The sequence below is a fragment of the Streptomyces sp. TLI_053 genome (assembly GCF_900105395.1).
Classification (GTDB): Bacteria; Actinomycetota; Actinomycetes; order Streptomycetales; family Streptomycetaceae; genus Kitasatospora.
Genome location: NZ_LT629775.1, coordinates 3,478,438 through 3,501,876, shown reverse-complemented (window position 1 = coordinate 3,501,876; position 23,439 = coordinate 3,478,438). Strand labels below are relative to the sequence as shown.

Here is a 23,439-nt window from a genome sequence, read left to right as displayed (position 1 = left end):
GTCCGGCCGGCGGCCGGGCCGGGGCTACTTCTTCCTGGCGATCCAGTCCAGCGCCTGCTTGGCGACCGTCTCCAGGTACGGCCCGCTCAGCGAGGTGTGGTCCTGGGTGCCGATCGAGGTGTTGGAGACCAGCGCCAGCTTGCCGTCCGGCATCGGCGCGAACCAGCCGCCGCCGCTGGAGCCCTGGGTCATGTTGCAGCCGATGGTGAGCATCGACGGGCGCTTCGGGTCGAAGGAGAGCCGGGTCGGCTTCCCGCCCTCGCACTTGTACAGCTCCTGGCCGTCGAACGGCTTGTACAGCGGGTAGCCGACGGCGGTGGCGGTGACCTTGTCGCGTGGGGCGTCGAACCAGACCGGCACGGCCCCGCCGACGGTCTCCTCCAGCGACTTGCCGGTGTCGTTCTGGTTGCCCACCCGCATGATCGCGAAGTCGTACTGGTTCGCCGCGTCACCGGTACCGCCGCCCTCGACCAGCCACTGCGGCGAGGTCACCACGTCCTTGGCCCACCAGGTGCCGAGCGGCGCCAGTTCGGTCAGCGGGGCCTTCTTGCCGCCGCTGGAGGCACCCGAGTTGTTGTAGGCGGGGACGAACACCAGGTCCTTGAAGTAGTTGCCGCCCTTGCCGGGGTGGACGCAGTGGCCGGCCGTCCAGACCAGATTGCTCTTGCCCGGGTGCGCCGGGTCCTGGACCACGGTGGCCGAGCAGTTGCCCCGGCCGCCCTCGGCGGAGAAGAAGACCTTCCCGGACGGCTGCTTGGTGTACGGACGCGGCACCGGCACGGCCTTGACCGTCGCGGGCTCCGGGTCGGTGACCCCGGCGTCGTCGGCGGGCTTGGCGGTGGGCGGCGCCGGGTCGGCCGGCTTGGAGTCGCCCATCTTGTCCGGGTTCCAGAAGTCCTTGACGATCGGGTTGTTGAAGACGTGCTTGGACGCCCAGTTGTCCCAGTCCTCGAACTTCCACCGGGTCAGGTCGTCCCAGCTCTTCGGCAGGCCCTCCAGCAGGCTGGTCGGGATGCCGGTGGGCAGGGTGATGCCGCCGATCACGCCACTGCCGCCCCCCGCGGCGGTGGTGGAGGCGGAGGCGCCCGCCGAGGGCGGCGGGGCGGCGGTTCCCCCGCCGCCCGAAGGCCCGTCGGGGCCGCAGGCGGTGACGGCGAGCAGGGTCCCCGCGGCGAGGACGGCGGCCGCGGCGGACCGGTGGATCGCTGGCATGAGTGCTGTCCCCCTGGTGGTTCGGTGTGGGCGGCGGGCCGCCGTCCTGGAGTCTGCCACTGGCCACCAGGACGGCGCCGGGCGGCCCCCGGTTGCGCTTCCCGGTGGGTGGTCACCGATCTGTGACGCGGGGGCCGTCGGCTCGTTGGCACTGGGGGCCCGCTCCCCGCCGAATGGTGAACCTTCACCGGTCTTCACCCGGACGAGTGAAGCGCTCTTGTGATCAACCGTCAGGGATAGGTAACCCTTACCTGACGCGACGGTGCGAGCGCCCGCCGGATTCCTCCACCCCACGCGCGTCGGCACTCCACGCGCACCAAGGAGCAGCATTGAGCACCGCCCTCACCGGAGCCCCACCCGACACCCCGGCCGGCCGGCCAGGCCCCGCGGCCCCGGCCGCCGCCGGCACCGTTCCCACCGCCGTTCCCACCGCCGCCGGCACCGTTCCCGCCGCCGCCCCGGCGGTGTCCGACCGGCTGCTCCACCCGGACCCCGCCGTCGCCGCCGAACAGGCCGGCGTGGAGGCCCTGCTGCGCTGCTGGGCCCGCGAGACCGGAGCCGCGCCCGGCCCGGACGGACACCTGCGGATCGCCGTCCTCGGCGGCGCCGCCCGGCTCTCCGCCCCCGTCCGGCACTGGTCGCCGGCCGGCTGGCACCGGTTCGGCCCGGCCACCCTCGGGGCCGGCGCGGCGGAGGACCTCCACGAGGCCCCGGTGGACGCCGTCACCGCCGCCGCCCTGCTCGCCGCCGCGGCCGCCGACCGGCCCGACCCCGGGCAGATCGCCGACCTCGCCGCGCGGGTCGCCGACTCGGTGGTCCGCACCGCCGACATCCTCGCCCACCACCGCTCCGGCACCGCCCCGGCGCCCGGCGGACCCGAGCGCTCCGCGTTCCTCGCCACCGAGCAGTCCCTGCTGCTCGGCCACCCGCTGCACCCCACCCCCAAGAGCCGCGACGGCCTCGGCCCCGCCCAGAGCGCCGCCTACTCGCCCGAACTGCACGGCTCCTTCCAACTGCACTGGTACGCCGTCGACCGCGAACTGCTCGCCGCCGGCTCCGCCCTCACCGAGGGCGCCGACCGGATCACCGCCCAGCTGCTCGGCGACCCCGCCCTGCTGCCGCCCGGCACCGCCGCCCTGCCGCTGCACCCCTGGCAGGCCCGCGAACTGGCCCACCGCCCGGCCGTCGCCGCCCTGCTCGCCGAGGGCCGGCTGCACGACCTCGGCCCGTCCGGCGCCGCCTGGTACCCGACCTCCTCGGTGCGCACCGTCTACCGGCCCGGCACCCCCTGGATGCTGAAGCTCTCGCTCGGCCTGCGGATCACCAACTCCCGCCGGGAGAACCTCCGCAAGGAGCTCCACCGGGGCCTGGAGATGCACCGGCTGCTGGAGAGCGGCCTCGGCGCCGAGTGGCGGGCCGCCCACCCCGGCTTCGACATCGTCCGCGACCCCGCCTGGATCGGCGTCGACCACCCCGGTCTCGGCGACCCCGGCGGCTTCGACACCGTGCTGCGCGCCCAGCCCTTCGCCCCCGGCGACCGCGCCCACTGCGTGGCCGGTCTGGTCGCCGAGCGGCCCCACCCGGCGGGGACCGGCGAGGAGGCCGGGCGCGTCCCGTCCCGGCTCGGCGACCTGCTCCGGACGCTCGCCGCCCGCACCGGACGGCCGCTGCCCACCGTGGCGGCCGAATGGTTCCTGCGCTACCTGGACGCCGTCGTCCTGCCCGTGCTCTGGCTGGACGGACAGGCCGGCATCGCGCTGGAGGCGCACCAGCAGAACAGCCTCGTCCTGCTCGACGCCGACGGCTGGCCCAACGGCGGCCGCTACCGCGACAACCAGGGCTACTACTACCGGCGGAGCGCCACCGACCGGCTCACCGCCCGGCTGCCCGGCCTCGGCGCGCGCAGCGACACCTTCCTCGACGACCCGGTGATCGACCACCACTTCGCCTACTACCTGGGCATCAACCACGTCCTCGGCCTGGTCGGCGCCCTCGGCTCGCAGCGCCTCGCCGACGAGGCCGTGCTGCTGGCCGCACTCCGGAGCTTCCTGACCGGGCCCGCCGCCCGGGCCACCGGCTCCGTGCTCCCGGGCCTGCTGCTCGACGCCCCGACGCTGCCCTGCAAGGCCAATCTGCTCACCCGGATCCAGGGCCTGGACGAGCTGGTGGGGCCGGTCGCCACCCAGTCCGTCTACATCGAGCTGCCCAACCCGGTGGCGGGCGCGTGAGCGGGCCGGCGGCCGGGACGGCCGGCACCGGCCGCGCGGCGGACGATCCCGCCGGATGGGGCGCGATGACCACCGTCGCCGGGGAGTTCCGGCTCCGCCGGGTCCGGCTCCCTGCCGACCTCGGCCTGCTCACCCGCTGGATGAACGACCCCGACGTGGCCGCGTTCTGGGAACTCGCCGGCCCGTCCGCCGTGACCGAACGGCACCTGCGCCGCCAGCTCGACGGCGACGGCAGCAGCCTGCCCTGCCTAGGACTGCTCGACGACACCCCGATGAGCTACTGGGAGGTCTACCGCGCCGACCTCGACCCGCTCGCCGCGCACTACCCGGCCCGGCCGCACGACGCCGGACTGCACCTGCTGCTCGGGCCCGCCGCCAGCCGCGGCCGGGGCCTCGGCACCGCCCTGCTCGCGGCCCTGGCCGACCGGGTGCTGCGCGAGCGCCCGCGCTGCGAACGGGTGGTCGCCGAGCCGGACGTCCGCAACCGGCGTTCCGTCCGCGCCTTCCGGCGGGCCGGCTTCCGGCTCGCCGCCGAACTCGACCTGCCCGACAAGCGGGCCGCCCTGATGATCCGCGACCGCACCCCGCACCCCGCCTAGGACAGCACCCGACTCATGGACACCCCAGCCTCCCCGTCCGGACCGTACGACCTGCTCGGCATCGGCATCGGCCCCTTCAACCTCTCGCTCGCCGCGCTCGCCGAGCCCGTCCCCGGGCTGCGCACCCTCTTCTGCGACCGGCGCCCGGAGTTCCGCTGGCACCCCGGGATGCTCGTCGACGGCGCGCGGATGCAGGTGCCGTTCCTCGCCGACCTGGTGTCCCTGGTCGACCCGACCAGCCCCTGGTCCTTCCTCAACCACCTGCGGGAGGAGGAGCGGCTGTTCCCGTTCTACTTCACCGAGCGCTTCCAGCTCACCCGCCGCGAGTACGACCACTACTGCCGCTGGGCCGCCGAACGGCTCGCCAACTGCCGCTTCGGCACCGAGGTCACTGCCCTGCACTGGACCGGCGACCGCTACCGCGCCGAGCTGCGCGAACCCGCCACCGGCCGGGAGCACACCGTCGAGGCGCGCAACGTCGTGCTCGGCGTCGGCACCCTGCCCGTCCGCCCCGCGGCCTTCGCCGCGCTCGACGGCCACCCGGGCGTCTTCCACTCCGCCGACTACCTCGACCGGCGCGACGGACTGGCCGGTGCCCGGGACGTCACCGTGGTCGGCAGCGGGCAGTCCGGCGCCGAGATCTTCCTCGACCTGCTGCGCCGCCACGACGGCGACGGCGTGCGACTGCGCTGGCTCACCCGCACCCGGGCGCTCGCGCCGATGGAGTACTCCAAACTCGGCCTGGAGCACTTCACCCCCGACTACACCCGGTACTTCCACGGCCTGCCCGGAGCCGTCCGCGACCACCTGGTCGAGGCCCAGTGGCAGCTCCACAAGGCCGCCTCCGCCGAGACCCTCGCCGAGATCCACGACCAGCTGTACGAACGCACCGTCGGCCGGCCGGTCGGCGCGGCGCCGGTCGAGATCACGCCCGGCACCGAGGTCACCGAGGCGCGGCCCGGCCCCTGCGGCGGGCTCGAACTCGACTGCCGGCACACCGACTCCGGTACCGCGCACCTGGTGCGCACCGACGCCGTGGTGCTCGCCACCGGTTACCGGGCGGCCGGACCGGCCGCCCTGGAACCGCTCGCCCACCTGATCGACCGCGACCCGGCCGGCCGCTACCGGGTCGACCTCGACCACCGGGTGGCCACCCGACCGGAGGTCACCGGCGGGCTGTACGTGCAGAACGGCGAGCTGCACACCCACGGGGTGGGCACTCCCGACCTGGGGCTCGGCGCCCACCGGGCCGCGGTGATCCTCAACGCCGTCACCGGGCGGACCGTCCACCGGCTGCCCCGGCGCACCGCCTGGACCGGCTTCGCGCCGCCCGCGCCGCCCGCCCCGGCCTCCGCGCCGCCCGCCCCGACGACCGCGGGGGCCCGTCCGGCCGCCGAGGCCGCCCCCGCCTCCTCCCTTCCCGCTTCCAGCCTCCCCCGACCCCAGGAGCCGACCCGTGCCGCAACCGCCGGCCGCTGAACCGCCGCTGTACCTGCCGCCGCAGCTCACCGCCGGCCATTGGCAGCGGGCCGGCCGCGCGCTGCTCGCCAAGATGCTCGGCGAGTTCGCCTACGAGGAACTCCTCGCCCCGACCGGGACCGGGGAACCGGACGGCTGGACGCTCGCCCTGCCCGGGGCCGAGTACCGCTTCACCGCCCGGCGCGGCGCCTACGGGAGCTGGCTCGTCGACCCCGGATCCGTCCACTGCGACGACCCGGCGGGCCTCGACCCGCTGCGCTTCCTGGTCCACGCCCGGCACGTCCTCGGGCTGCGCGGCGACACCACCGGCCACCTGCTGCGCGAGCTCACCGCGACCCTGATCGCCGACGCCCACCTGCTGGCCACCGGCCTGACCGCCGCCGAACTCGCCGACCTCGGCCACACCGAGCTGGAGGGCCGGCAGGGCGGCCACCCGTGGATCGTCCCCAACAAGGGCCGGATCGGCTTCTCCGCCGCCGACGCCGCGCGCTGGGCCCCCGAGGCCCGCACCCCGCGCCCGCTGCCCTGGATCGCGGTGCACCGCCGGCTCGCCGAGTACCGGGGCGTGGCCGGCCTCGCCGACGCCGAGCTGCTGTACCGCCGGGAGCTCGACGACCCGGCCGCGCTCCGTGCCCCGCTCGGCGCCGCCGCCGACGACTACCTGCTGCTGCCGGTGCACCCGTGGCAGTGGGACGAGACCGTGGTGCCGCTGTTCGCCCCGTGGATCGCCTCCGGCGAGATCGTGCCGCTCGGCACCGACGGCGACCTGCGGCTGCCCCAGCAGTCGATCCGCTCGTTCTTCAACGAGAGCCACCCCGAGCGCTGCACCGTCAAACTGCCGCTGGCCGTCCTCAACACCCTGGTCTGGCGCGGCCTGCCCACCGAACGCACCCTCGCCGCGCCCGCCGTCACCGCCTGGATCCACGGGCTGCGCGACGCCGACCCCTTCCTGCGCGAGGAGTGCCGGGTGGTGCTGCTCGGCGAGATCGCCTCGGTCACCGTCGACCACCCGGTCTACCGCGACCTGCCCGAGGCCCCCTACCAGTACAAGGAGTTGCTCGGCGCGATCTGGCGGGAGCCGCTCGGCCCGGCCCTGGCGCCCGGCGAGCGCGGCCGCACCCTGGCCGCCCTGCTCCAGACCGGACGCGACGGACGGCCGCTGGCCGCCGAACTGGTCGCCCGCTCCGGGCTCGCCCCCGCCGAGTGGACCGGCCGGCTGTTCGCCGCGATGCTGCCGCCGCTGCTGCACTTCCTCTACCGCTACGGGCTGGTGTTCTCCCCGCACGGTGAGAACGCCGTCCTGGTCTTCGACGAGCGGGACGTGCCGGTCCGGCTGGCGGTCAAGGACTTCGTCGACGACGTCAACCTCAGCGACCAGGACCTGCCGGAACTGCGCGACCTGCCCGCCGAGGTGGACGCGGTGCTGCTGCGCGAGGACCCGCAGGGCCTGTGCCAGTTCCTGCACTCCGGGCTGTTCATCGGCGTGTACCGCTATCTGGCACCGCTGCTGGAGGCCGGGACCGGCCTCGCCGAGGCGGAGTTCTGGGCGCTGCTGCGCGCCGAGATCCACCGCTACCAGGGGCGCTTCCCGGAACTGGCCGAACGGTTCGCGCTGTTCGACCTGTTCCGGCCCCGGATCGACCGGCTCTGCCTGAACCGCAACCGGCTGCTGCTGGACGGCTACGGCGACCGCCCGCACCGGCCGCACGCCGCCCGGCACGGCACCGTGCCCAACCCGCTCGCCGCGGACGGTACGGGCCGGGTGCCCCGCCGACGGGACCGGATTGTCACCCCTGCCCCGTAGGCTGGGTGGGTCATGACGAACGACTCCGAATCCCAGCTCCCCGCCGAGGACGCCGACGAGGCCGGGAGCGTCGCGGACGCCCCGGCGGAGGCCGTCCCCCGCGCCCGTGTCCCCGAGCTGCTGCACGCCGCGGTGGCCTCCGTCGGCGGCGTCGAGCGCCCCGGACAGCTCCGGATGGCCGAGGCCGTCGCGGACGCCGTCGACCACGGCGAGCACCTGTTGGTGCAGGCCGGCACCGGTACCGGCAAGTCCCTCGCCTACCTGGTGCCGGCGCTCGCCCACGGGGACCGCGTGGTGGTCGCCACCGCGACCCTGGCGCTCCAGCGCCAGCTGGTCGAGCGGGACCTTCCGCGCACCGTGGAGGCGCTGCACCCGGTGCTGCGGCGCCGTCCGCTGTTCGCGATGCTCAAGGGCCGCTCCAACTACCTGTGCCTGCACCGGGCCAACGAGGGCACCCCGAGTGACGAGGGCGAGGGCCTGTTCGACCCGGTCGAGGCGCTGGGCGGGCCGGCCGGCAAGCTCGGCAAGGAGGTGCTCCGGCTGCGCGACTGGGCGGACGAGACGGAGACCGGCGACCGGGACGACATGACCCCCGGCGTCTCCGACCGGGCCTGGGCCCAGCTCGCGGTCACCTCCAAGGAGTGCCTGGGCGCGACCCGCTGCGCGTACGGCCAGGAGTGCTTCGCGGAGAAGGCCCGGGAGCGGGCCAAGCTCGCCGACGTCGTCGTCACCAACCACGCGATGCTCGCGATCGACGCGATCGAGGGTGCTCCGGTGCTGCCCGAGCACGGGCTGCTGATCATCGACGAGGCGCACGAGCTGGTCAACCGGGTCACCGGGGCGGCCACCGCCGAGCTGACCGTCGGCGCGGTGAACCGGACGGTCAAGCGGGCCGCCCGGCTCGCCAACGAGAAGGCCGTGGACGCGCTGCAGGCCGCCGCCGAGAACTACCACGGCCTGATGGAGACCGCCCAGCCCGGCCGGGTGGAGGAGCTGCCCGAGTACCTCGCCTACGCCGTGACGGCGATCCGGGACGCCTCCCGGCAGGTGATCACCTCGCTCGGCGAGACCAGGGACAAGGGGCTCAGCGACGAGGACGCCGTGCGCAAGCAGGCGATGGCCGCCGCGGAGTCCCTGCACGAGACCGCCGACCGGCTGCTCCAGGACTCCGAGTACGACGTGGTCTGGATCGAGCGCAGCGACCGCTACGGGCTGGGCACCGCCTCGCTGCGGGTCGCCCCGCTGAGCGTCTCCGGGCTGCTGCGGGAGGGCCTGTACAAGGAGCGCGCGGTGGTGCTCACCTCGGCCACCCTCAAGCTCGGCGGGGACTTCACCGGCGTGGCCGCCTCGGTGGGCCTGCCGTCCGACGCCCGGCTGCCGGACGTCCGCACGCCCGGCGACAACCCGGAGGCGGCGGGCGAGGGCATGGGCGACGAGCCGGTGCCGCACTGGCGGGGGATCGATGTCGGCTCGCCGTTCAAGTACTCCAAGCAGGGCATCCTCTATGTCGCCAGGCATCTGGCCGATCCCGGGCGCGATCCCGAACGGCCGGACATGCTGGACGAGTTGGCCGATCTGATCGGTGCGGCCGGCGGGCGGACGCTGGGGCTGTTCTCCTCGATGCGGGGGGCGCAGACGGCCGCCGAGGCGATGCGGGAGCGGCTGGACCAGCGGATCCTGCTTCAGGGCGAGGACACCCTGGGCGAGTTGATCCGTGAGTTCGCCTCGGACGCGAGCACCTGCCTGTTCGGCACCCTGTCGCTCTGGCAGGGCGTGGACGTGCCCGGTTCGGCCTGCCAGCTGGTGGTGATGGACCGGATCCCGTTCCCGAGGCCGGACGACCCGCTGATGAGCGCCCGGCAGAAGGACGTCGAACAGCGCGGCGGGAACGGCTTCATGGCCGTCGCGGCCACCCATGCGGCGTTGCTGATGGCGCAGGGTGCGGGGCGGCTGGTGCGTGCGGCCGAGGACCGGGGCGTGGTGGCGGTGCTCGACCCGCGGGTGGAGACCAAGCGGTACGGCGGCTTCTTCCGGTCCTCGATGCCGGAGTTCTGGTACACCACGGACCGCAACCAGGTGCGCCGCTCGCTGGCGGCGATCGACGAATCGGCGGCGCCGGTCCGGCCGGTGCCGAAGCGGGGCTGATCCGGGCCGACGGGCCGGGACAGGTCGGGACAGGCCGGAGGGGCTCCACGCGAGGTGTGCGGGGAGCCCCTTCCTGTGGGTCCGGGCGGGGCGGCGGCTCGTGGACGCCGGGTGCTTCCGGCTCCGTCCGGCTGGTTCCGGGTGGTTCCGAGGGTTCCGGCTTCTTCCGGTACGGCGGAGCCGGTGCGGTCAGAGCCGGCGGAGGACGGCCACGACCTTGCCCAGGATGGTCGCGTTGTCGCCGTTGATCGGCTCGTACGCGGGGTTGTGCGGCATCAGCCAGATCCGGCCGTCCTCGCGCTTGAGGCGCTTGACGGTGGCCTCGCCGTCGATCATCGCGGCCACGATGTCGCCGTTCTCGGCGACCGGCTGGCGGCGGACGGTGACCCAGTCGCCGTCGCAGATGGCCGCCTCGATCATCGAGTCACCGCGCACGGTGAGCGCGAACAGTTCGCCCTCGCCGACCAGTTGCCGCGGCAGCGGGAAGACGTCCTCGACGGTCTGCTCGGCCAGGATCGGCCCACCGGCGGCGATCCGGCCGACCAGCGGCACGTAGGAGGTGGACGGGCGGCCGGCCGTCTCTGCGGTGTTCGGCCGGGCCACCTCGACGCCGCGGACCTCGTAGGCGCGCGGGCGGTGCGGGTCCCGCCGCAGGAAGCCCTTGCGCTCCAGGGCCATCAGCTGATGGGCCACCGAGGAGGTGCTGGACAGGCCGACGGCCTGGCCGATCTCGCGCATGGACGGCGGGTAGCCCCGGCGCTGCACGGAGTCCCTGATGACCTCGATCACCCGGCGCTGGCGCTCGGTGAGGCCGGCCTCGTCGGTCCGGATCCCGGGCGGGCGGCCCGGCGCGGAACGGGTCGGCGCCGGGTGGGCGTCGTCCAGGGCGGGGGAGTGTTCGATGGGCTGGTCCGGAACACGCCCGACCCCGGAAATGCCCGGGCCCAGGGGGCGATGGTCCTCGCTGCGGTCCATGCTGATGTCCACGCTCTGCTGATTCGTGGTGCGCTGCCCCACCTTGAGCTGGGAGTGATCCTGCACCGGGATGGTGTTGCTTTCGACGGCGTTCACGGCTGCCCCTCTCGACGGCTGTCCTCTCCTTTTTCCAGCCCAACGCACCTCGTATCGAAAGGTTGCGCCAAACACACGTTCGAGTGAATTATTCGGGAGTTGGCTGACTCGATCAAGGCTTTGTTGTACATCGATTAAATGTTCGATCGGAAATCGGCTCCGAGGGTATCGCGCGCGGCGACACGCCAGCACCCCTCCTTCGCTCCGAAACCTAGATGTAGTGGCTACAGTCCTCTCCGTGGCCCAGTACTTGTGGTCGAGGCCTCAAGATCGGGTTGCTCGCAGGGCCCTGGGATCGCATAGACTCGACCAAGTCCGCACGTCCTGCCAAGGAGGGATCCTCAGGTGCACTGCCCCTTCTGCCGGCACTCCGACAGCCGCGTCGTCGACAGCCGGACCACCGAGGACGGCAGCTGCATCCGCCGCCGCCGGCAGTGCCCGGACTGCGGTCGCCGATTCACCACGGTGGAGACGGCAGCCCTGATGGTCATCAAGCGCAGCGGCGTCACCGAGCCGTTCTCCCGGGAGAAGGTCATCTCCGGAGTCCGCAAGGCCTGCCAGGGCCGCCCGGTCACCGAGGACGCCCTCGCCCAGCTCGGCCAGCGGGTCGAGGAGTGCGTGCGGGCCACCGGCAACGCCGAGCTCACCACCCACGACGTCGGGCTCGCCATACTCGGCCCGCTCAAGGAACTCGACGTCGTCGCGTTCCTGCGCTTCGCCAGCGTCTACCAGGCGTACGACGGACTGGAAGACTTCGAGGCCGCCATCGCGGAGCTCCGCGCCGAGCAGCCCGCCACCGAGGCCGACGGCGCCTGCGTGCCCGTCGCCGCCGCCGCGCCCTAGCCGGCCCGGCCCCTTTCCGGGGTCGGCGCAACTCCTTCGGTCCCCCGGGGCCGACGTGTGCCCGAAAACGGCGCACAGACCATGACAAAACGTGCGCGGTGGGTGAAGATCCCTGCCTGCCGCACACCGGAAGAGCGAACCAGCCGTGCCCGGACTTTTCGGTGCACTTCGGGCGTTTGCCCAACCAGGAGGAGGAACAGAAGTGACAGACACCACGAGCGGTTCCGCACGCGGGTCGAAGTCCGACCGGACCGCGGGCAAGGGTGCCGGCAAGGCTCCCAAGGGCGGCCTGCGGATCGAGCGCATCTACACCACCCCTGGCGTGCACCCGTACGACAAGGTCCGCTGGGAGCGGCGCGACGTCGTCATGACCAACTGGCGTGACGGCTCGATCAACTTCGAGCAGCACGGCGTCGAGTTCCCCGACTTCTGGTCGGTCAACGCGGTCAACATCGTCACCTCCAAGTACTTCCGCGGCGCCCTCGGTACCCCGCAGCGCGAGTGGAGCCTCAAGCAGATCATCGACCGCGTGGTGCTCACCTACCGCGCCGCCGGCGAGAAGAACGGCTACTTCGCCACCCCGGACGACGCCGAGGTCTTCGAGCACGAGCTGACCCACGCCCTCCTCCACCAGGTGTTCAGCTTCAACTCGCCGGTCTGGTTCAACGTCGGCACCAAGCAGCCCCAGCAGGTCTCGGCCTGCTTCATCCTGTCCGTCGACGACTCCATGGAGTCGATCCTCGACTGGTACAAGGAAGAGGGCATGATCTTCAAGGGCGGCTCCGGCGCCGGCCTCAACCTCTCCCGGATCCGGTCCTCCAAGGAGCTGCTCTCCTCCGGCGGCAACGCCTCCGGCCCGGTCTCCTTCATGCGCGGCGCCGACGCCTCCGCCGGCACCATCAAGTCCGGTGGCGCCACCCGCCGCGCGGCCAAGATGGTCGTGCTCGACGTCGACCACCCGGACGTCGAGGCCTTCATCGAGACCAAGGTGAAGGAGGAGGAGAAGATCCGCGCCCTGCGCGACGCGGGCTTCGACATGGACCTCGGCGGCGACGACATCGCCTCCGTCCAGTACCAGAACGCCAACAACTCCGTCCGCGTCAACGACGAATTCATGACCGCCGTCGAGAACGGCACCGGATTCGGCCTGCGCGCCCGGATGACCGGCGAGGTCATCGAGACCGTCGACGCGAAGAAGCTCTTCCGCAAGATGGCCGAGGCCGCCTGGGCCTGCGCCGACCCCGGCATCCAGTACGACTCCACCATCAACCAGTGGCACACCTGCCCGGAGTCCGGCCGGATCAACGCGTCCAACCCCTGCTCCGAGTACATGCACCTGGACAACTCCAGCTGCAACCTCGCCTCGCTCAACCTGATGAAGTTCCTCCGCGACGACGACTCGTTCGACGCCGGGAGCTTCGCCAAGGTCGTCGAGCTGGTCATCACCGCGATGGACATCTCCATCTGCTTCGCCGACTTCCCCACCGAGAAGATCGGCGAGACCACCCGCGCGTTCCGCCAGCTCGGCATCGGCTACGCCAACCTCGGCGCCCTGCTGATGGCCACCGGCCACGCCTACGACAGCGAGGGCGGCCGCGCCCTGGCCGGCGCCATCACCTCCCTGATGACCGGCACCGCCTACCGCCGGGGCGCCGAACTCGCCGGTGTGGTCGGCCCGTACGACGGCTACGCCCGCAACGCGGCCCCGCACCAGCGGGTCATGAAGCAGCACGCGGACGCCTCGAAGGCCGGCGTGTCCTTCGACGAGCTGGACGCCCCGGTCTGGACCGCCGCCACCGCGACCTGGGACGAGGTCCTGCGGATCGGCGCGCAGAACGGCTTCCGCAACGCCCAGGCCTCGGTGCTCGCCCCGACCGGCACCATCGGTCTGATGATGGACTGCGACACCACCGGCGTGGAGCCCGACCTCGCGCTAGTCAAGTTCAAGAAGCTCGTCGGCGGCGGCTCGATGCAGATCGTCAACGGCACCGTCCCGCGCGCCCTCAAGCGCCTGGGCTACCAGGACGAGCAGATCGAGGCGGTCGTCGCCCACATCGCCGAGCACGGCAACGTGGTGGACGCGCCGGGTCTGAAGCGCGAGCACTACGAGGTGTTCGACTGCGCGATGGGTGAGCGGGTCATCTCGGCCATGGGCCACGTCCGGATGATGGCCGCGATCCAGCCGTGGATCTCGGGTGCCATCTCCAAGACGGTCAACATGCCGGAGACTGCCACCGTCGAGGAGATCGAGGAGATCTACTTCGAGGCGTGGAAGCTCGGCGTCAAGGCCCTGGCAATTTATCGCGACAACTGCAAGGTCGGCCAGCCGCTCTCGGCCAAGAAGAAGGACTCCGAGGCCAAGACCGAGCAGGCCGCAGCCCCCGCCGCGGTCGAGAAGGTCGTCGAGTACCGCCCGGTCCGCAAGCGCCTGCCCAAGGGCCGCCCGGGCATCACCACCTCCTTCACGGTCGGTGGCGCCGAGGGCTACATGACCGCCAACTCCTACCCGGACGACGGCCTCGGCGAGGTCTTCCTGAAGATGTCCAAGCAGGGCTCGACCCTCGCGGGCATGATGGACGCCTTCTCCATCGCCGTCTCGGTGGGCCTGCAGTACGGCGTCCCGCTGGAGACCTACGTCTCGAAGTTCACCAACATGCGCTTCGAGCCGGCCGGTCTGACCGACGACCCGGACCTGCGCATGGCGCAGTCGATCGTCGACTACATCTTCCGCCGCCTGGCGCTGGACTTCCTGCCGTTCGAGACCCGTTCGGCGCTCGGCATCCACTCGGTCGAGGAGCGTCAGCGCCACCTGGAGACGGGCTCCTACGAGCCGCTGGAGGCGGACGAGGAGCTGGACACCGAGACGCTCGCGCAGTCCGCCCCGGTGGCCGCGAAGCCGGTCGCCGTCCCGGCTCCGGCCCCGGTCGCCGCCCCGACGCCCAAGGCCGCCCCGGCCCAGGCCCACAACTCCACCGAGCTGATGGAGATCCAGCTGGGCATGAACGCCGACGCGCCGCTCTGCTTCTCCTGCGGCACCAAGATGCGCCGCGCGGGCAGCTGCTACCTCTGCGAAGGCTGCGGCTCCACCAGCGGCTGCAGCTGAGCGCAGCCGCCGCCTCCCGAGTGAGGTGAGCCGGTACTGAAGGCGGGGCGAGGACAGCGATGTCCTCGCCCCGCCTTTTCGGCTTTTCTGTCAACTTTGGTTGACATCTCATCGCCGTCAACCTAGGTTGACAGTATGAACGAGAGCGGAGAACTGGCGGCCGCGGCGGCCAGTCGGGATCCGGCCGTGGGGCTCCGGGCGGTCCGGGCGTTGCGGGACCTGGCGGACCGGCTGGAGGGGTTGCAGGTCGGCAGCGCGCGGGACCAGGGCTGGTCGTGGCAGGACATCGCGGTCTGCCTCGGGGTGACCAGGCAGGCGGTGCACAAGAAGTACGCGCGGCGCGACGCCGGTGGAAGCGGGAAGGACGGGGACTGAGCGATGTTCGAGCGATTCACCGAGGAGGCCCGGCGGGCGGTCGGGCAGGCGGGGCGCGAGTCGGCGGAGCTGGGGCACGGGCACGTCGGGACCGAGCACCTGCTGCTGGCGGTCCTGGCCGAGCCGGCGGACCCGGCGGCCCGGGTGCTGATCGAGGCCGGGCTCGACCACGCGGAGGCCCGGCGGGCCGTCGGTCGGCTGCTCGGGACGGGTGGCGACGCGCAGGCACTGGCCTCGATCGGGGTGGACCTGGAGGCGGTGCGCGAGGCGGTGGAGTCCGTGTTCGGGGCGGGGGCGCTGGACTCCCCGCCGCAGCCGGAACCGAGGCGGCGGGGGTGGTTCCGCGCCGAGGGTCGGAGCCCGTTCACCGCGCCGGCGCGCAAGGCGGTGGAACTGTCGCTGCGCGAGTCGCTGCGGATGAAGTCCGGGCACATCGCGGTCGGCCACCTCCTGCTCGGGGTGCTCCTTGAGGGGGAGGGGCTCGGGGCGCGGGTCGTCGCCGGCCACGGGCTGGACCTCGCCGAGGTGCGACGTGCGGTCGAGGTGGCGATGGAGTGAGGGGATGGAGGTGGATCGGTATACGGAGCGTGGCCGGAAGAGACTGACCGTCAACTTACCGTTTGAGCACATCGTCTGAATGGATATGATCGGCCGACTGCGTGAACCGAAACACCGCCCGGAGACGTTCCACGACGTCGGCCGGGCGGTCGCGCATTTGCCCGACTTCTGCCGAGGACACCGCACCGATGACAGAAACCACCAGCCCCGACGGTGGGCCCACCCGTCGATCCGACGTGCGCACCAGGGCCGTTGTGGCGGCCGCCGCCCTGCTGGCGGCGGTGGCCGGGCCGGTCGGGGTGATGCGGGCCTTCGACGCCGGGCAGCCGCTGACCGCGGCCGCCGTCGCGGCGGTCACCGTGCTCTGGCTGATAGCCGTCCGGCAGGCCGGCAGCGCCACCGAACGGGCCCGCCGGCTGGAGCTGGAACTGGGCCGGTGGGAGGGCGAGTCGATGACCGCCCTCGTGGTCGCCGGCGCCGCCAGGCAGAGCGAGACCGCCGCCAAGGCACGGGCCGGCGCCGCCGAGGCCGAGCGCGACGAGGCCAGGGCGGAGCTCGCCCGGGCCGAGCAGGAGGTCGCCGCCGCCCGCGCGGAGGCGACCGGGGCCCGGGAACGGGCCGAGGCGGAGCGCGCCGAGCGGGCCGCCGTGGACCGGATCGCCGACGAGGTGCTGCCCGTCCTCGTGGCGCGGCTGCGGAGCGGCGCGACCGTGGACGCCGCCCTGGCCGCGCACCGCGACCACCCGCAGCGTCCGCTGCTGCGCGCCGTGGCGGAGGAGATCGGCCGCGGCGAGCGGCAGCGGGCCGCCGCCCTGGCGGTCTGCGCCACCGCGGCCGGCCGGGTGCAGGCCCTGGCCACGAGCATGCACGCGGAACTGCGCGAGATGCAGCACCGGCACGACGAGGAGGTCCTCGGCGATCTGCTGCGGCTGGACCACTCGACCGCCCAGGCGGGCCGGATGGCCGACAGCATCGCGGTGCTGACCGGCGCCCGTTCGGGCCGTCGCTGGGGCCGGCCGATCCCGGTGGAGTCGGTGCTGCGCGGCGCCCTCGGCCGGATCGGCGCCTACCAGCGGGTCAGGCTGCACAACGCGAGCACGGCGGCGGTCGCCGGGTTCGCCGCCGAGGGTGTGATGCACGCGCTCGCCGAACTGCTGGACAACGCGACCACGTTCTCCGCGCCGCCGGCCGAGGTGCACGTGTACGTCGAGGAGGTGCCGGCCGGCCTGGTCGTCACCGTCGAGGACAGCGGCCTGGGACTGAGCGACAGTTGGCTGCGACGCGCCGAACGGGCCGTCTCCGCCGAGTCGCTGGACCTCACCACGCTGTCGGCGGGTACCCGGATCGGACTCGCGGTGGTCGGCGTGCTGGCGCGCAAGCACGGGCTGCAGATCTCCTTCCGCCCGTCGGCGCGGGGCGGCACCGGGGTGGTGGTGCTGATTCCGCAGCAGTTGGTCACGCATCCCGCGACGGTGCCGGCCCCCTTGCCCGCGCCGGTCGAGCGCGTGGTCGAGCGGGCGGTCGGTACGGGGCCGCGCCCCGCGCTCACTCCCGCCCGTCCGGCGCCCGCCGCGCCGGTCGCGCCCGCCGCTACGGTGGCCGGTCCGCCCGCCGAACCGGCGCCCGCCGCGCCCGCCGTCACCGACAGCGGTCTGCCGCAGCGCCGTCGAGGCCGGACCATGGCCGCCGCCTCCCCGGCGACGGCTCCCGCCGAGCGGCCCGCCCGTCCCGACGGGGCGACGGCGGCCGCCAGGCTGGGCGCCTTCCGCCGGGCCGCCCTGCCCGCAGCCACTGCCGCGCCTGCTGCCGCCGCGGCCGTTCTCGCCGCGGCCGTGCCTGTTGCGGCCGCGTCCGCCGCCGCCGCGCCCGCCGTCGGCGCCCCGAACCCCGCGCCCGCCGGTGCCCCCGCACCGGCCGAGGGCGCCGTACCGGTCCAGGACACCCCGGGCGCGCGGTCCGCCGCGGACCCCGCGTCCGACGCCTCCCCCGTCACCGAGAAGGACTTCCGATGAGCAGTGCCACCGACCGCGACCTCGACTGGCTGCTGGAAAACCTGCTGACCAACACCCCCGGCACCCGGCACGCCCTGGTGCTGTCCGCCGACGGCCTCAAGCTGTGCCACACCTCCGGCCTCGGCAACGACCGGGCCGACCAGCTCGCCGCGATCGCCTCCGGTCTGCAGAGCCTGGCGCACGGCGCGTCGATCGAGTTCGGCGACGGCACCGGCGGTGTGCGGCAGTCGATGACCGAGTTCCACGGCGGAGTGCTGTGCATCGTGGCCGCCGGTGAGGGTGCCCACCTCGCCGTGGTCACGGACGAGGACGCCGACGTGGGTGTGGTCGGCCACAACATGCACGGGCTGATCGAGCAGATCGGCGTCCACCTCAGCGCGCCGGCCCGGGAGGGCGCGGTCGGGGCGGACGGCCCGGTGACCGACGGGAGCGCCCGGGCATGAGCGGGCGCGGGGGGAACACCGACGGGCGGCCGGTCCGGCCGGGCCGGGACGACGACCCGGACCGCCTCTACACCATCACCCGGGGCCGCAGCCGGGCCCCGGAGAACGCGTTCGACCTGGTCACGCTGATCGTCGCCGAGCGGGAGCCGGCGTCGGGCATGCAGTCGGAGCACGCGCGCATCCTGCGGATGTGCGAGGCGCCGACCGCCGTGGTGGAGGTCGCCGCGGAGCTGGCGCTGCCGGTGTCGGTGGTGAAGATCCTCCTCGGCGACCTGCTGGAGGCCGGGTCGATCACCGCCCGCCACCCCCGGTTCGCCCCCAACAAGGCCCGGCTGCCCGATCTCGACACGCTGAAGCAGGTACTGCATGGACTCCAACGGCTCTGAGGGCCGGGACCCGCGGCCGAGCGGGCGGACACCGCTGCGCCGCACCGCCGACAACGCGCTGAAGATCGTCGTGGTCGGCGGCTTCGGCGTGGGCAAGACCACCCTGGTCGGCGCGGTCAGCGAGATCCGTCCGCTGAACACCGAGGAGACCCTGACCAGCGCCGGGGAGGGGATCGACGATCCCACCGGCGCCTGGGGCAAGCGGTCGACCACGGTCGCCTTCGACTTCGGCCGGATCACCCTCTCCGCGAGCCAGGTGCTGTACCTGTTCGGCGCACCGGGGCAGGAGCGGTTCTGGTTCCTCTGGGACCGGCTGTTCTCCGGCGCCCTGGGGGCCGTCGTGCTGGTGGACACCCGGCGGCTGGCGGACTCCTGGTACGCCATCGACCGGCTGGAGCACCACGGCACGCCCTTCGTCGTCGCCCGCAACAACTTCGGCGACCCGACCCACACCCTGGACCAGGTCCGGGAGGCGCTCGACCTGCCGCCCGAGGTGCCGTTGTTGGACTGCGACGCCCGGGACCGGGAGTCCGGCAAGCAGGTGCTGATCGAGCTGGTCCGCCACCTGACCGCCCGGGTCGAGGCCGAGACGGCGGGCACCCCCGCCTCCGCCGCCGCCCCCGTCCTTGAGGAGAGCACCCCGTGACCGAGCCCGCCGCCACCCCGCCGCCGGGCTGCCCGGCCCACGCCGGCGCCACCCCGTTGTACGGGCCGCGCTTCCAGACCGACCCCTCCCAGGTCTACCGGGAGATGCGGGCCGGGCACGGTCCGGTCGCGCCGGTCGAACTGGCCGGCGGGGTGCCGGCCTGGCTGGTGATCGGCTACCGCGAGCTCCAGTTGGTCACCGGCCAGCCGCAGCTGTTCGGCCGGGACTCCACCCGCTGGAGCGGCTGGGCGACCGTCGCCGAGGACTGGCCGCTCAAGCCGATGATGGCGCCGGTGCCGTCGATCCTCTACGCCGAGGGCGAGGAGCACGTCCGGCGTTCGGCGGCGGTCACCGACGCGCTGGCCGCCGTCGACCCGTACGAGCTGCGCAAGCACTGCGAGGAGCTGGCGGACCGGCTGATCGACGGGTTCGCCGGCCGCGGCGAGGCGGACCTGGTCGCCGAGTACGCCCACCGGCTGCCGCTGCTGGTGCTCTGCCGGGTGCTCGGGCTGAGCGAGGAGCAGGCCCCGGTGCTCATCGAGGGCCTGCTGACCATGCTGGACGGCGGCCCCGACGCGCCGGCCGGTGCGCAGCGGCTGCTCGCCGTGATGCTGGAGCTGGTCGAGGAGAAGGCGGCGCACCCGGGGGACGACGTCGCCTCGCGGATGCTGGCGCACCCGGCGGGTCTCAACCACGACGAGATCATGCGGGACCTGCGGGTGATGCTGATCGCCGGTCACCAGCCGACCTCGTACTGGATGTCCAACGCGCTGCGGCTGATGCTCACCGACGAGCGGTTCGCCGCCTCGTTGTCGGGCGGTCGGCGCAGCATCAGCCAGGCGCTGAACGAGGCGCTGTGGGAGGACACCCCGACGCAGATCTTCGCGGGCCGCTGGGCGACCAGGGACACCCAGTTGGGCGGGCAGCGGATCGCCGCCGGGGACATGCTGCTGCTGGGTTTCGCGGGGGCCAACGCGGACCCCTCGGTGCGGCAGTCGGACGGGCGGCCGGCCGAGGGCAACCGGGCGTACCTGAGCTACTCGTACGGCGAGCACGGCTGTCCGTTCCCGGCCCAGGAGGCGGCCGAGGTGATCGCGACGACGGCGGTCGAGGTGCTGCTGGACCGGCTGCCGGACCTGCGGCTGGCGGTGGCCGAGCACGCGTTGGTGTGGCGGCCGTCGGCCTGGGTGCGCGGGCTGGTGGCGCTGCCGGTGTCGTTCGCCCCGGGATACGCGGGCTGAGTCCGCTTCCCGGCGCGGGCCGGGTCCGGGCCGGGGCCGGCAGCTTCCGCGGCCGACCTGGTCCGCGGCCGGCCTGGTCCGCGGCCGGCCTGGTCCGGATCCCGGCCCGGGTCCGGCCCGGGATCCGGGAGCCCCGGTGGTGCCGGGGTCGCTGTACCGCTTCACCAGAACCGAAGGAGTGCTGTAGCCATGACCGCCCCCGCCCCGTTCGTCCTCGACCCGCTGGCCCGCGACAACGCCGCCGAGGGCGCGCTGCTGCGCGCCGCCGGTCCGGTGGTGCCGGTGGAGCTGCCCGGTGGCGTGTCCGCCTGGGCCGTGACCCGGCACGCGCCCGCCCGTGAGCTGCTGACCGATGCCCGGCTGGTGAAGGACGCCCGGCACTGGGCGGCGTTCCAGCGCGGCGAGGTGCCGAAGACGTGGCCGTTGATCGGTCTGGCGGTGCCCGGTCCGAGCATGGTGACCACCGACGGCGCGGAGCACCGGCGGCTGCGGGCGCTGGTGGCGCACGCGTTCACCCCGCGCCAGGTGGAGCTGATGCGTCCGCGGGTGGAGGAGATCACCCGGGACCTGCTGGACACCCTGGCGGCGGGGGAGCCGGTGGTGGACCTCAAGTCCGCCTTCGCGTTCCCGCTGCCGATGACGGTGATCTGCTCGCTGCTCGGTGTCCCGGAGTCGGAGCACGCGCTGCTGCGCGACCTCTACGAGCGGTTCTTCGGCGCCCGCCCGAATCCGGAGGGCATCCAGGCGACCATCGCCGGGCTGAACGCCTTCGTCAACGGGGTGGTGGCGCAGCGCCGTTCGGCCCCCGGCGAGGATCTGGCGAGCGTGCTGCTGCAGGCCGACACCGAGGGCGGTGCGCTGACCGACGCGGAGGCGGCGGCCACCCTGCGGGTGATCATCGCGGCGGGTCACGAGACCACGGTGAACCTCATCGGCAACGCGGTTCGGGCGCTTCTTGCCCATCCGGACCAGCTGGCGCTGGTGCGGGCGGGCAAGGTCGGCTGGGACGCGGTGGTGGAGGAGTCGCTCCGCTGGACGCCGCCGACCAGCAACTTCCTGTTCCGGTTCACCACCGAGGAGGTGGCGGTGGGCGACACGGTGATTCCGGCCGGGGAGCCGGTGCTGGTGTCCTACAACGCGATCGGCCGGGACCCGGCGCAGCACGGGGTGACGGCCGAGGTGTTCGACGTGACCCGGGACCCGATCCGGCACGTGTCGTTCGGTCACGGCCCGCACGTCTGCCCGGGGTCGCCGCTGGCCCGGCTGGAGGCGGGGATCGCGCTGCCGGCGCTGTTCGAGCGCTTCCCGGGGCTGTCGTTGGCGGTGCCGGACGAGGAGCTGCGGCCGAGCGGCTCGCTGGTGGTGAACGCGCTGAAGGAGCTGCCGGTCCGGCTGTTCTGACGGTCGGGGCGGCCGGTCGGCGGGCCCCGTGGGTGCCCGGCGGCCCGGGTCACAACTGGGGCACGCGGTGGTGAAGGGCGTGCCCGGACCTTGGCGGCAGGTCCCGGCTGCGTTACCGTCGTCGGATCGGCCGGCCGCCGCGTCCATGTCGAACGTCGAACTCCGGTACAGCGCAATGCCGTTCTGTCGCACAGCCGAGCGTTCACGCCCCGGCGAGGAGGACCGCGTTGACTTCCACCCCGACCGTGCCGTCCATCACCGTGCCGCCCCCGTTCTCCGCCCGCCGTCGTCGTCGTCGCCGTCCGGTGGCGGCGGTCGCCCTGCTGGCCGTCGCGGCCCTGACCGCGGCCTGTTCCAACAGCACCGACAGTTCGGGAGGTTCGGGTGGGGGCGGGGGCCAGACCCTGTCCGGCGACTGCGCCCGCTACCAGCCCTACGCCGGCCACGCGGGCACCACGGTGACGGTGTTCGCCTCGATCCTCAGCCCCGAGTCGGACAATCTGGAGAAGTCCTGGGCCGACTTCGCCCGGTGCACCGGTATCCGGATCAGTTACGAGGGCAGCAACGACTTCGAGTCCCAGCTGCCGGTGCGGGTGAGCGGCGGCAACGCCCCGGACTTCGCGATCATCCCCCAGCCCGGTCTGCTCGCGCAGATGGTCAAGAGCGGCAAGGTGGTCAAGCCGCCGCAGCAGACCGTGGCGAACCAGGAGAAGTGGAGCCCGGTCTGGAAGACCTACGGCTCGGTCAACGGCACCTTCTACGCGGCGCCGATGAGCGCCAACATGAAGTCCCTGGTCTGGTACTCGCCCAAGACCTTCAAGCAGGCCGGTTACGAGGTCCCGAAGACCTGGGCCGATCTGATGGCGCTCAGCGACCGGATCGCCAAGGCGGGCGGCGGCGCCAAGCCGTGGTGCGGCGGCATCGCCTCCGGCACGGCCACCGGCTGGCCGGCCACCGACTGGCTGGAGGAGGTGGTCCTCGGCACGTACGGCGGCGAGGTCTACGACCAGTGGGTGAACCACCAGGTGAAGTTCTCCGACCCGAAGATCGCCACGGCGATGCGGACGGTCGCCGACTGGATGCAGAACCCGGCCTGGGTCAACGGCGGCTACGGTGACGTGAAGTCGATCGCCACCACGACCTTCCAGGACGCCGGCACGCCGATCCTCACCGGCAAGTGCCTGATGCTGCAGCAGGCTTCGTTCTACAAGGCGCAGTGGCCCAAGGACACGAAGATCGGCCCGGACGGCGACATCTTCGCCTTCCACCTGCCGGCGGTGAACCCCTCGGTGCCCAACCCGGTCGAGGGCGGCGGCGAGTTCCTCACCGCGTTCGCGAGCCGGCCCGAGGTGCAGGCGGTGCAGAACTACCTGTCCAGCTCGGACTGGGCGAGCAGCCGGGTGAAGGCCGCGACCGGGTGGGTTTCGGCCAATCAGGGTGTGGACAAGAGCCTGTACACCGATCCGATCGACCGGATCTCCGCCGACGCGCTGACCGACCCGGCGGCGACCTTCCGGTTCGACGGTTCGGACCTCATGCCGGCCGCGGTCGGTGCCGGGCAGGAGTGGAAGTCGCTCACCGCCTGGTTCGCCGAGGGGCAGTCGATCCAGAAGACCGCCGCGGACATCGACGCCGCCTGGCCGCAGTAGCGGCGCGCGTCGCAGGACCACCTGCCGAAGGGCGGTGCGGGGCCACCCACCCGCACCGCCCGCCCCCTCCGCTTCCGGCTGCCTCCCGGTCCGGCGCGTTCGTGGCCGTGGTCCGTCGCGTACGCCGTTCGGTGCGGCCGGGTCCCGGGACGTCGGCTGCCCGGTTCCCCTGCTTCTGGTTTCCCCGCTTCCCGGTAACCCCGCTCCCCGGTAACCCCGCTTCCCGGTAACCCCGTTCCGCCTC

The 23,439-nt window shown here is 73.4% G+C and carries 18 protein-coding genes; 16 read left to right on the top strand and 2 right to left on the bottom strand.

The window, feature by feature from the left end:
- Positions 1 to 24 precede the first annotated feature (24 nt).
- Positions 25 to 1,212, bottom strand: a complete 1,188-nt coding sequence (locus BLU95_RS13855) for a trypsin-like serine peptidase (protein ID WP_093860284.1) — start codon at positions 1,210 to 1,212, stop codon at positions 25 to 27.
- A 329-nt stretch (positions 1,213 to 1,541) separates the two neighbouring features.
- Here BLU95_RS13855 and BLU95_RS44075 point away from each other — a divergent pair, with 329 nt between their 5' ends.
- Genes BLU95_RS44075 through BLU95_RS13830 form a run of 5 tightly spaced genes read left to right on the top strand, consistent with a single transcriptional unit; the run spans position 1,542 to position 9,467 of the window.
- Positions 1,542 to 3,440 (top strand): IucA/IucC family protein, encoded by a 1,899-nt coding sequence (locus BLU95_RS44075; RefSeq protein ID WP_159424884.1) that lies wholly within the window; start codon positions 1,542 to 1,544, stop codon positions 3,438 to 3,440.
- Positions 3,437 to 4,039: a GNAT family N-acetyltransferase gene (locus BLU95_RS44070; protein WP_231978560.1), complete on the top strand. Its 603-nt coding sequence runs from the start codon at positions 3,437 to 3,439 to the stop codon at positions 4,037 to 4,039. Before BLU95_RS44075 ends, BLU95_RS44070 begins: the two co-directional genes overlap by 4 nt.
- 15 nt (positions 4,040 to 4,054) lie before the next feature.
- A complete protein-coding gene (locus tag BLU95_RS13840; protein ID WP_093860282.1) occupies positions 4,055 to 5,518 on the top strand; it encodes a lysine N(6)-hydroxylase/L-ornithine N(5)-oxygenase family protein in 1,464 nt (487 codons plus the stop codon).
- Positions 5,496 to 7,322, top strand: a complete 1,827-nt coding sequence (locus tag BLU95_RS13835) for an IucA/IucC family protein (protein WP_231978758.1) — start codon at positions 5,496 to 5,498, stop codon at positions 7,320 to 7,322. The genes BLU95_RS13840 and BLU95_RS13835 overlap by 23 nt, the downstream gene beginning before the upstream one ends.
- A gap of 12 nt (positions 7,323 to 7,334) precedes the next feature.
- Positions 7,335 to 9,467 carry an ATP-dependent DNA helicase gene (locus BLU95_RS13830; protein ID WP_093860281.1) on the top strand — a complete coding sequence of 711 codons (2,133 nt, stop codon included), beginning with the start codon at positions 7,335 to 7,337 and terminating at the stop codon, positions 9,465 to 9,467.
- A gap of 189 nt (positions 9,468 to 9,656) precedes the next feature.
- Here BLU95_RS13830 and lexA read toward each other — a convergent pair whose 3' ends face one another.
- On the bottom strand, positions 9,657 to 10,538 hold the full coding sequence (gene lexA / locus BLU95_RS13825) for a transcriptional repressor LexA (RefSeq protein WP_369826377.1): 882 nt from the start codon (positions 10,536 to 10,538) through the stop codon (positions 9,657 to 9,659).
- 345 nt (positions 10,539 to 10,883) lie between these two features.
- Here lexA and nrdR point away from each other — a divergent pair, with 345 nt between their 5' ends.
- The 11 genes from nrdR (at position 10,884) to BLU95_RS13770 (ending at position 23,195) form a co-directional block, all read left to right on the top strand.
- On the top strand, positions 10,884 to 11,381 hold the full coding sequence (gene nrdR / locus BLU95_RS13820) for a transcriptional regulator NrdR (RefSeq protein ID WP_030396649.1): 498 nt from the start codon (positions 10,884 to 10,886) through the stop codon (positions 11,379 to 11,381).
- Between the two features lie 202 nt (positions 11,382 to 11,583).
- Entirely contained in the window at positions 11,584 to 14,484 is a 2,901-nt protein-coding gene (locus tag BLU95_RS13815; RefSeq protein ID WP_093860280.1) for a vitamin B12-dependent ribonucleotide reductase, read from the top strand.
- Positions 14,485 to 14,619: 135 nt separating this feature from the next.
- The gene (locus BLU95_RS13810) at positions 14,620 to 14,859 is read left to right on the top strand and encodes an RNA polymerase subunit sigma-70 (RefSeq protein ID WP_093860279.1); all 240 of its coding nucleotides are present in this window, start codon (positions 14,620 to 14,622) and stop codon (positions 14,857 to 14,859) included.
- Positions 14,860 to 14,862: 3 nt separating this feature from the next.
- Complete coding sequence (locus tag BLU95_RS13805; RefSeq protein WP_093860278.1) at positions 14,863 to 15,417, top strand: Clp protease N-terminal domain-containing protein; 555 nt, start codon at positions 14,863 to 14,865, stop codon at positions 15,415 to 15,417.
- A gap of 302 nt (positions 15,418 to 15,719) precedes the next feature.
- Complete coding sequence (locus tag BLU95_RS13800) at positions 15,720 to 17,429, top strand: ATP-binding protein (RefSeq protein WP_093864866.1); 1,710 nt, start codon at positions 15,720 to 15,722, stop codon at positions 17,427 to 17,429.
- Positions 17,426 to 17,872 (top strand): roadblock/LC7 domain-containing protein, encoded by a 447-nt coding sequence (locus BLU95_RS13795; RefSeq protein WP_093860277.1) that lies wholly within the window; start codon positions 17,426 to 17,428, stop codon positions 17,870 to 17,872. The genes BLU95_RS13800 and BLU95_RS13795 overlap by 4 nt, the downstream gene beginning before the upstream one ends.
- Positions 17,869 to 18,258 (top strand): DUF742 domain-containing protein, encoded by a 390-nt coding sequence (locus BLU95_RS13790; protein WP_093860276.1) that lies wholly within the window; start codon positions 17,869 to 17,871, stop codon positions 18,256 to 18,258. The genes BLU95_RS13795 and BLU95_RS13790 overlap by 4 nt, the downstream gene beginning before the upstream one ends.
- Positions 18,239 to 18,904, top strand: coding sequence for a GTP-binding protein (locus BLU95_RS13785; RefSeq protein WP_093860275.1), 666 nt, complete (start codon positions 18,239 to 18,241; stop codon positions 18,902 to 18,904). Before BLU95_RS13790 ends, BLU95_RS13785 begins: the two co-directional genes overlap by 20 nt.
- Positions 18,901 to 20,145 carry a cytochrome P450 gene (locus BLU95_RS13780; protein WP_093860274.1) on the top strand — a complete coding sequence of 415 codons (1,245 nt, stop codon included), beginning with the start codon at positions 18,901 to 18,903 and terminating at the stop codon, positions 20,143 to 20,145. Before BLU95_RS13785 ends, BLU95_RS13780 begins: the two co-directional genes overlap by 4 nt.
- 189 nt (positions 20,146 to 20,334) lie before the next feature.
- Positions 20,335 to 21,546, top strand: coding sequence for a cytochrome P450 family protein (locus BLU95_RS13775; RefSeq protein WP_093860273.1), 1,212 nt, complete (start codon positions 20,335 to 20,337; stop codon positions 21,544 to 21,546).
- Between the two features lie 227 nt (positions 21,547 to 21,773).
- Positions 21,774 to 23,195 (top strand): ABC transporter substrate-binding protein, encoded by a 1,422-nt coding sequence (locus BLU95_RS13770; RefSeq protein ID WP_231978559.1) that lies wholly within the window; start codon positions 21,774 to 21,776, stop codon positions 23,193 to 23,195.
- Positions 23,196 to 23,439: the final 244 nt, after the last annotated feature.

Excerpts from the sequence above, each read along its gene's own strand:
- BLU95_RS13810 (WP_093860279.1), top strand. The coding sequence starts at position 14,620 with ATGAACGAGAGCGGAGAACTGGCGGCCGCGGCGGCCAGTCGGGATCCG.
- BLU95_RS13775 (WP_093860273.1), top strand. The coding sequence starts at position 20,335 with ATGACCGCCCCCGCCCCGTTCGTCCTCGACCCGCTGGCCCGCGACAAC.
- BLU95_RS13855 (WP_093860284.1), bottom strand. The coding sequence starts at position 1,212 with ATGCCAGCGATCCACCGGTCCGCCGCGGCCGCCGTCCTCGCCGCGGGG.
- BLU95_RS13785 (WP_093860275.1), top strand. The coding sequence starts at position 18,239 with ATGGACTCCAACGGCTCTGAGGGCCGGGACCCGCGGCCGAGCGGGCGG.
- BLU95_RS13800 (WP_093864866.1), top strand. The coding sequence starts at position 15,720 with ATGCGGGCCTTCGACGCCGGGCAGCCGCTGACCGCGGCCGCCGTCGCG.
- BLU95_RS13830 (WP_093860281.1), top strand. The coding sequence starts at position 7,335 with ATGACGAACGACTCCGAATCCCAGCTCCCCGCCGAGGACGCCGACGAG.
- BLU95_RS13795 (WP_093860277.1), top strand. The coding sequence starts at position 17,426 with ATGAGCAGTGCCACCGACCGCGACCTCGACTGGCTGCTGGAAAACCTG.
- BLU95_RS13840 (WP_093860282.1), top strand. The coding sequence starts at position 4,055 with ATGGACACCCCAGCCTCCCCGTCCGGACCGTACGACCTGCTCGGCATC.
- BLU95_RS13805 (WP_093860278.1), top strand. The coding sequence starts at position 14,863 with ATGTTCGAGCGATTCACCGAGGAGGCCCGGCGGGCGGTCGGGCAGGCG.
- BLU95_RS13790 (WP_093860276.1), top strand. The coding sequence starts at position 17,869 with ATGAGCGGGCGCGGGGGGAACACCGACGGGCGGCCGGTCCGGCCGGGC.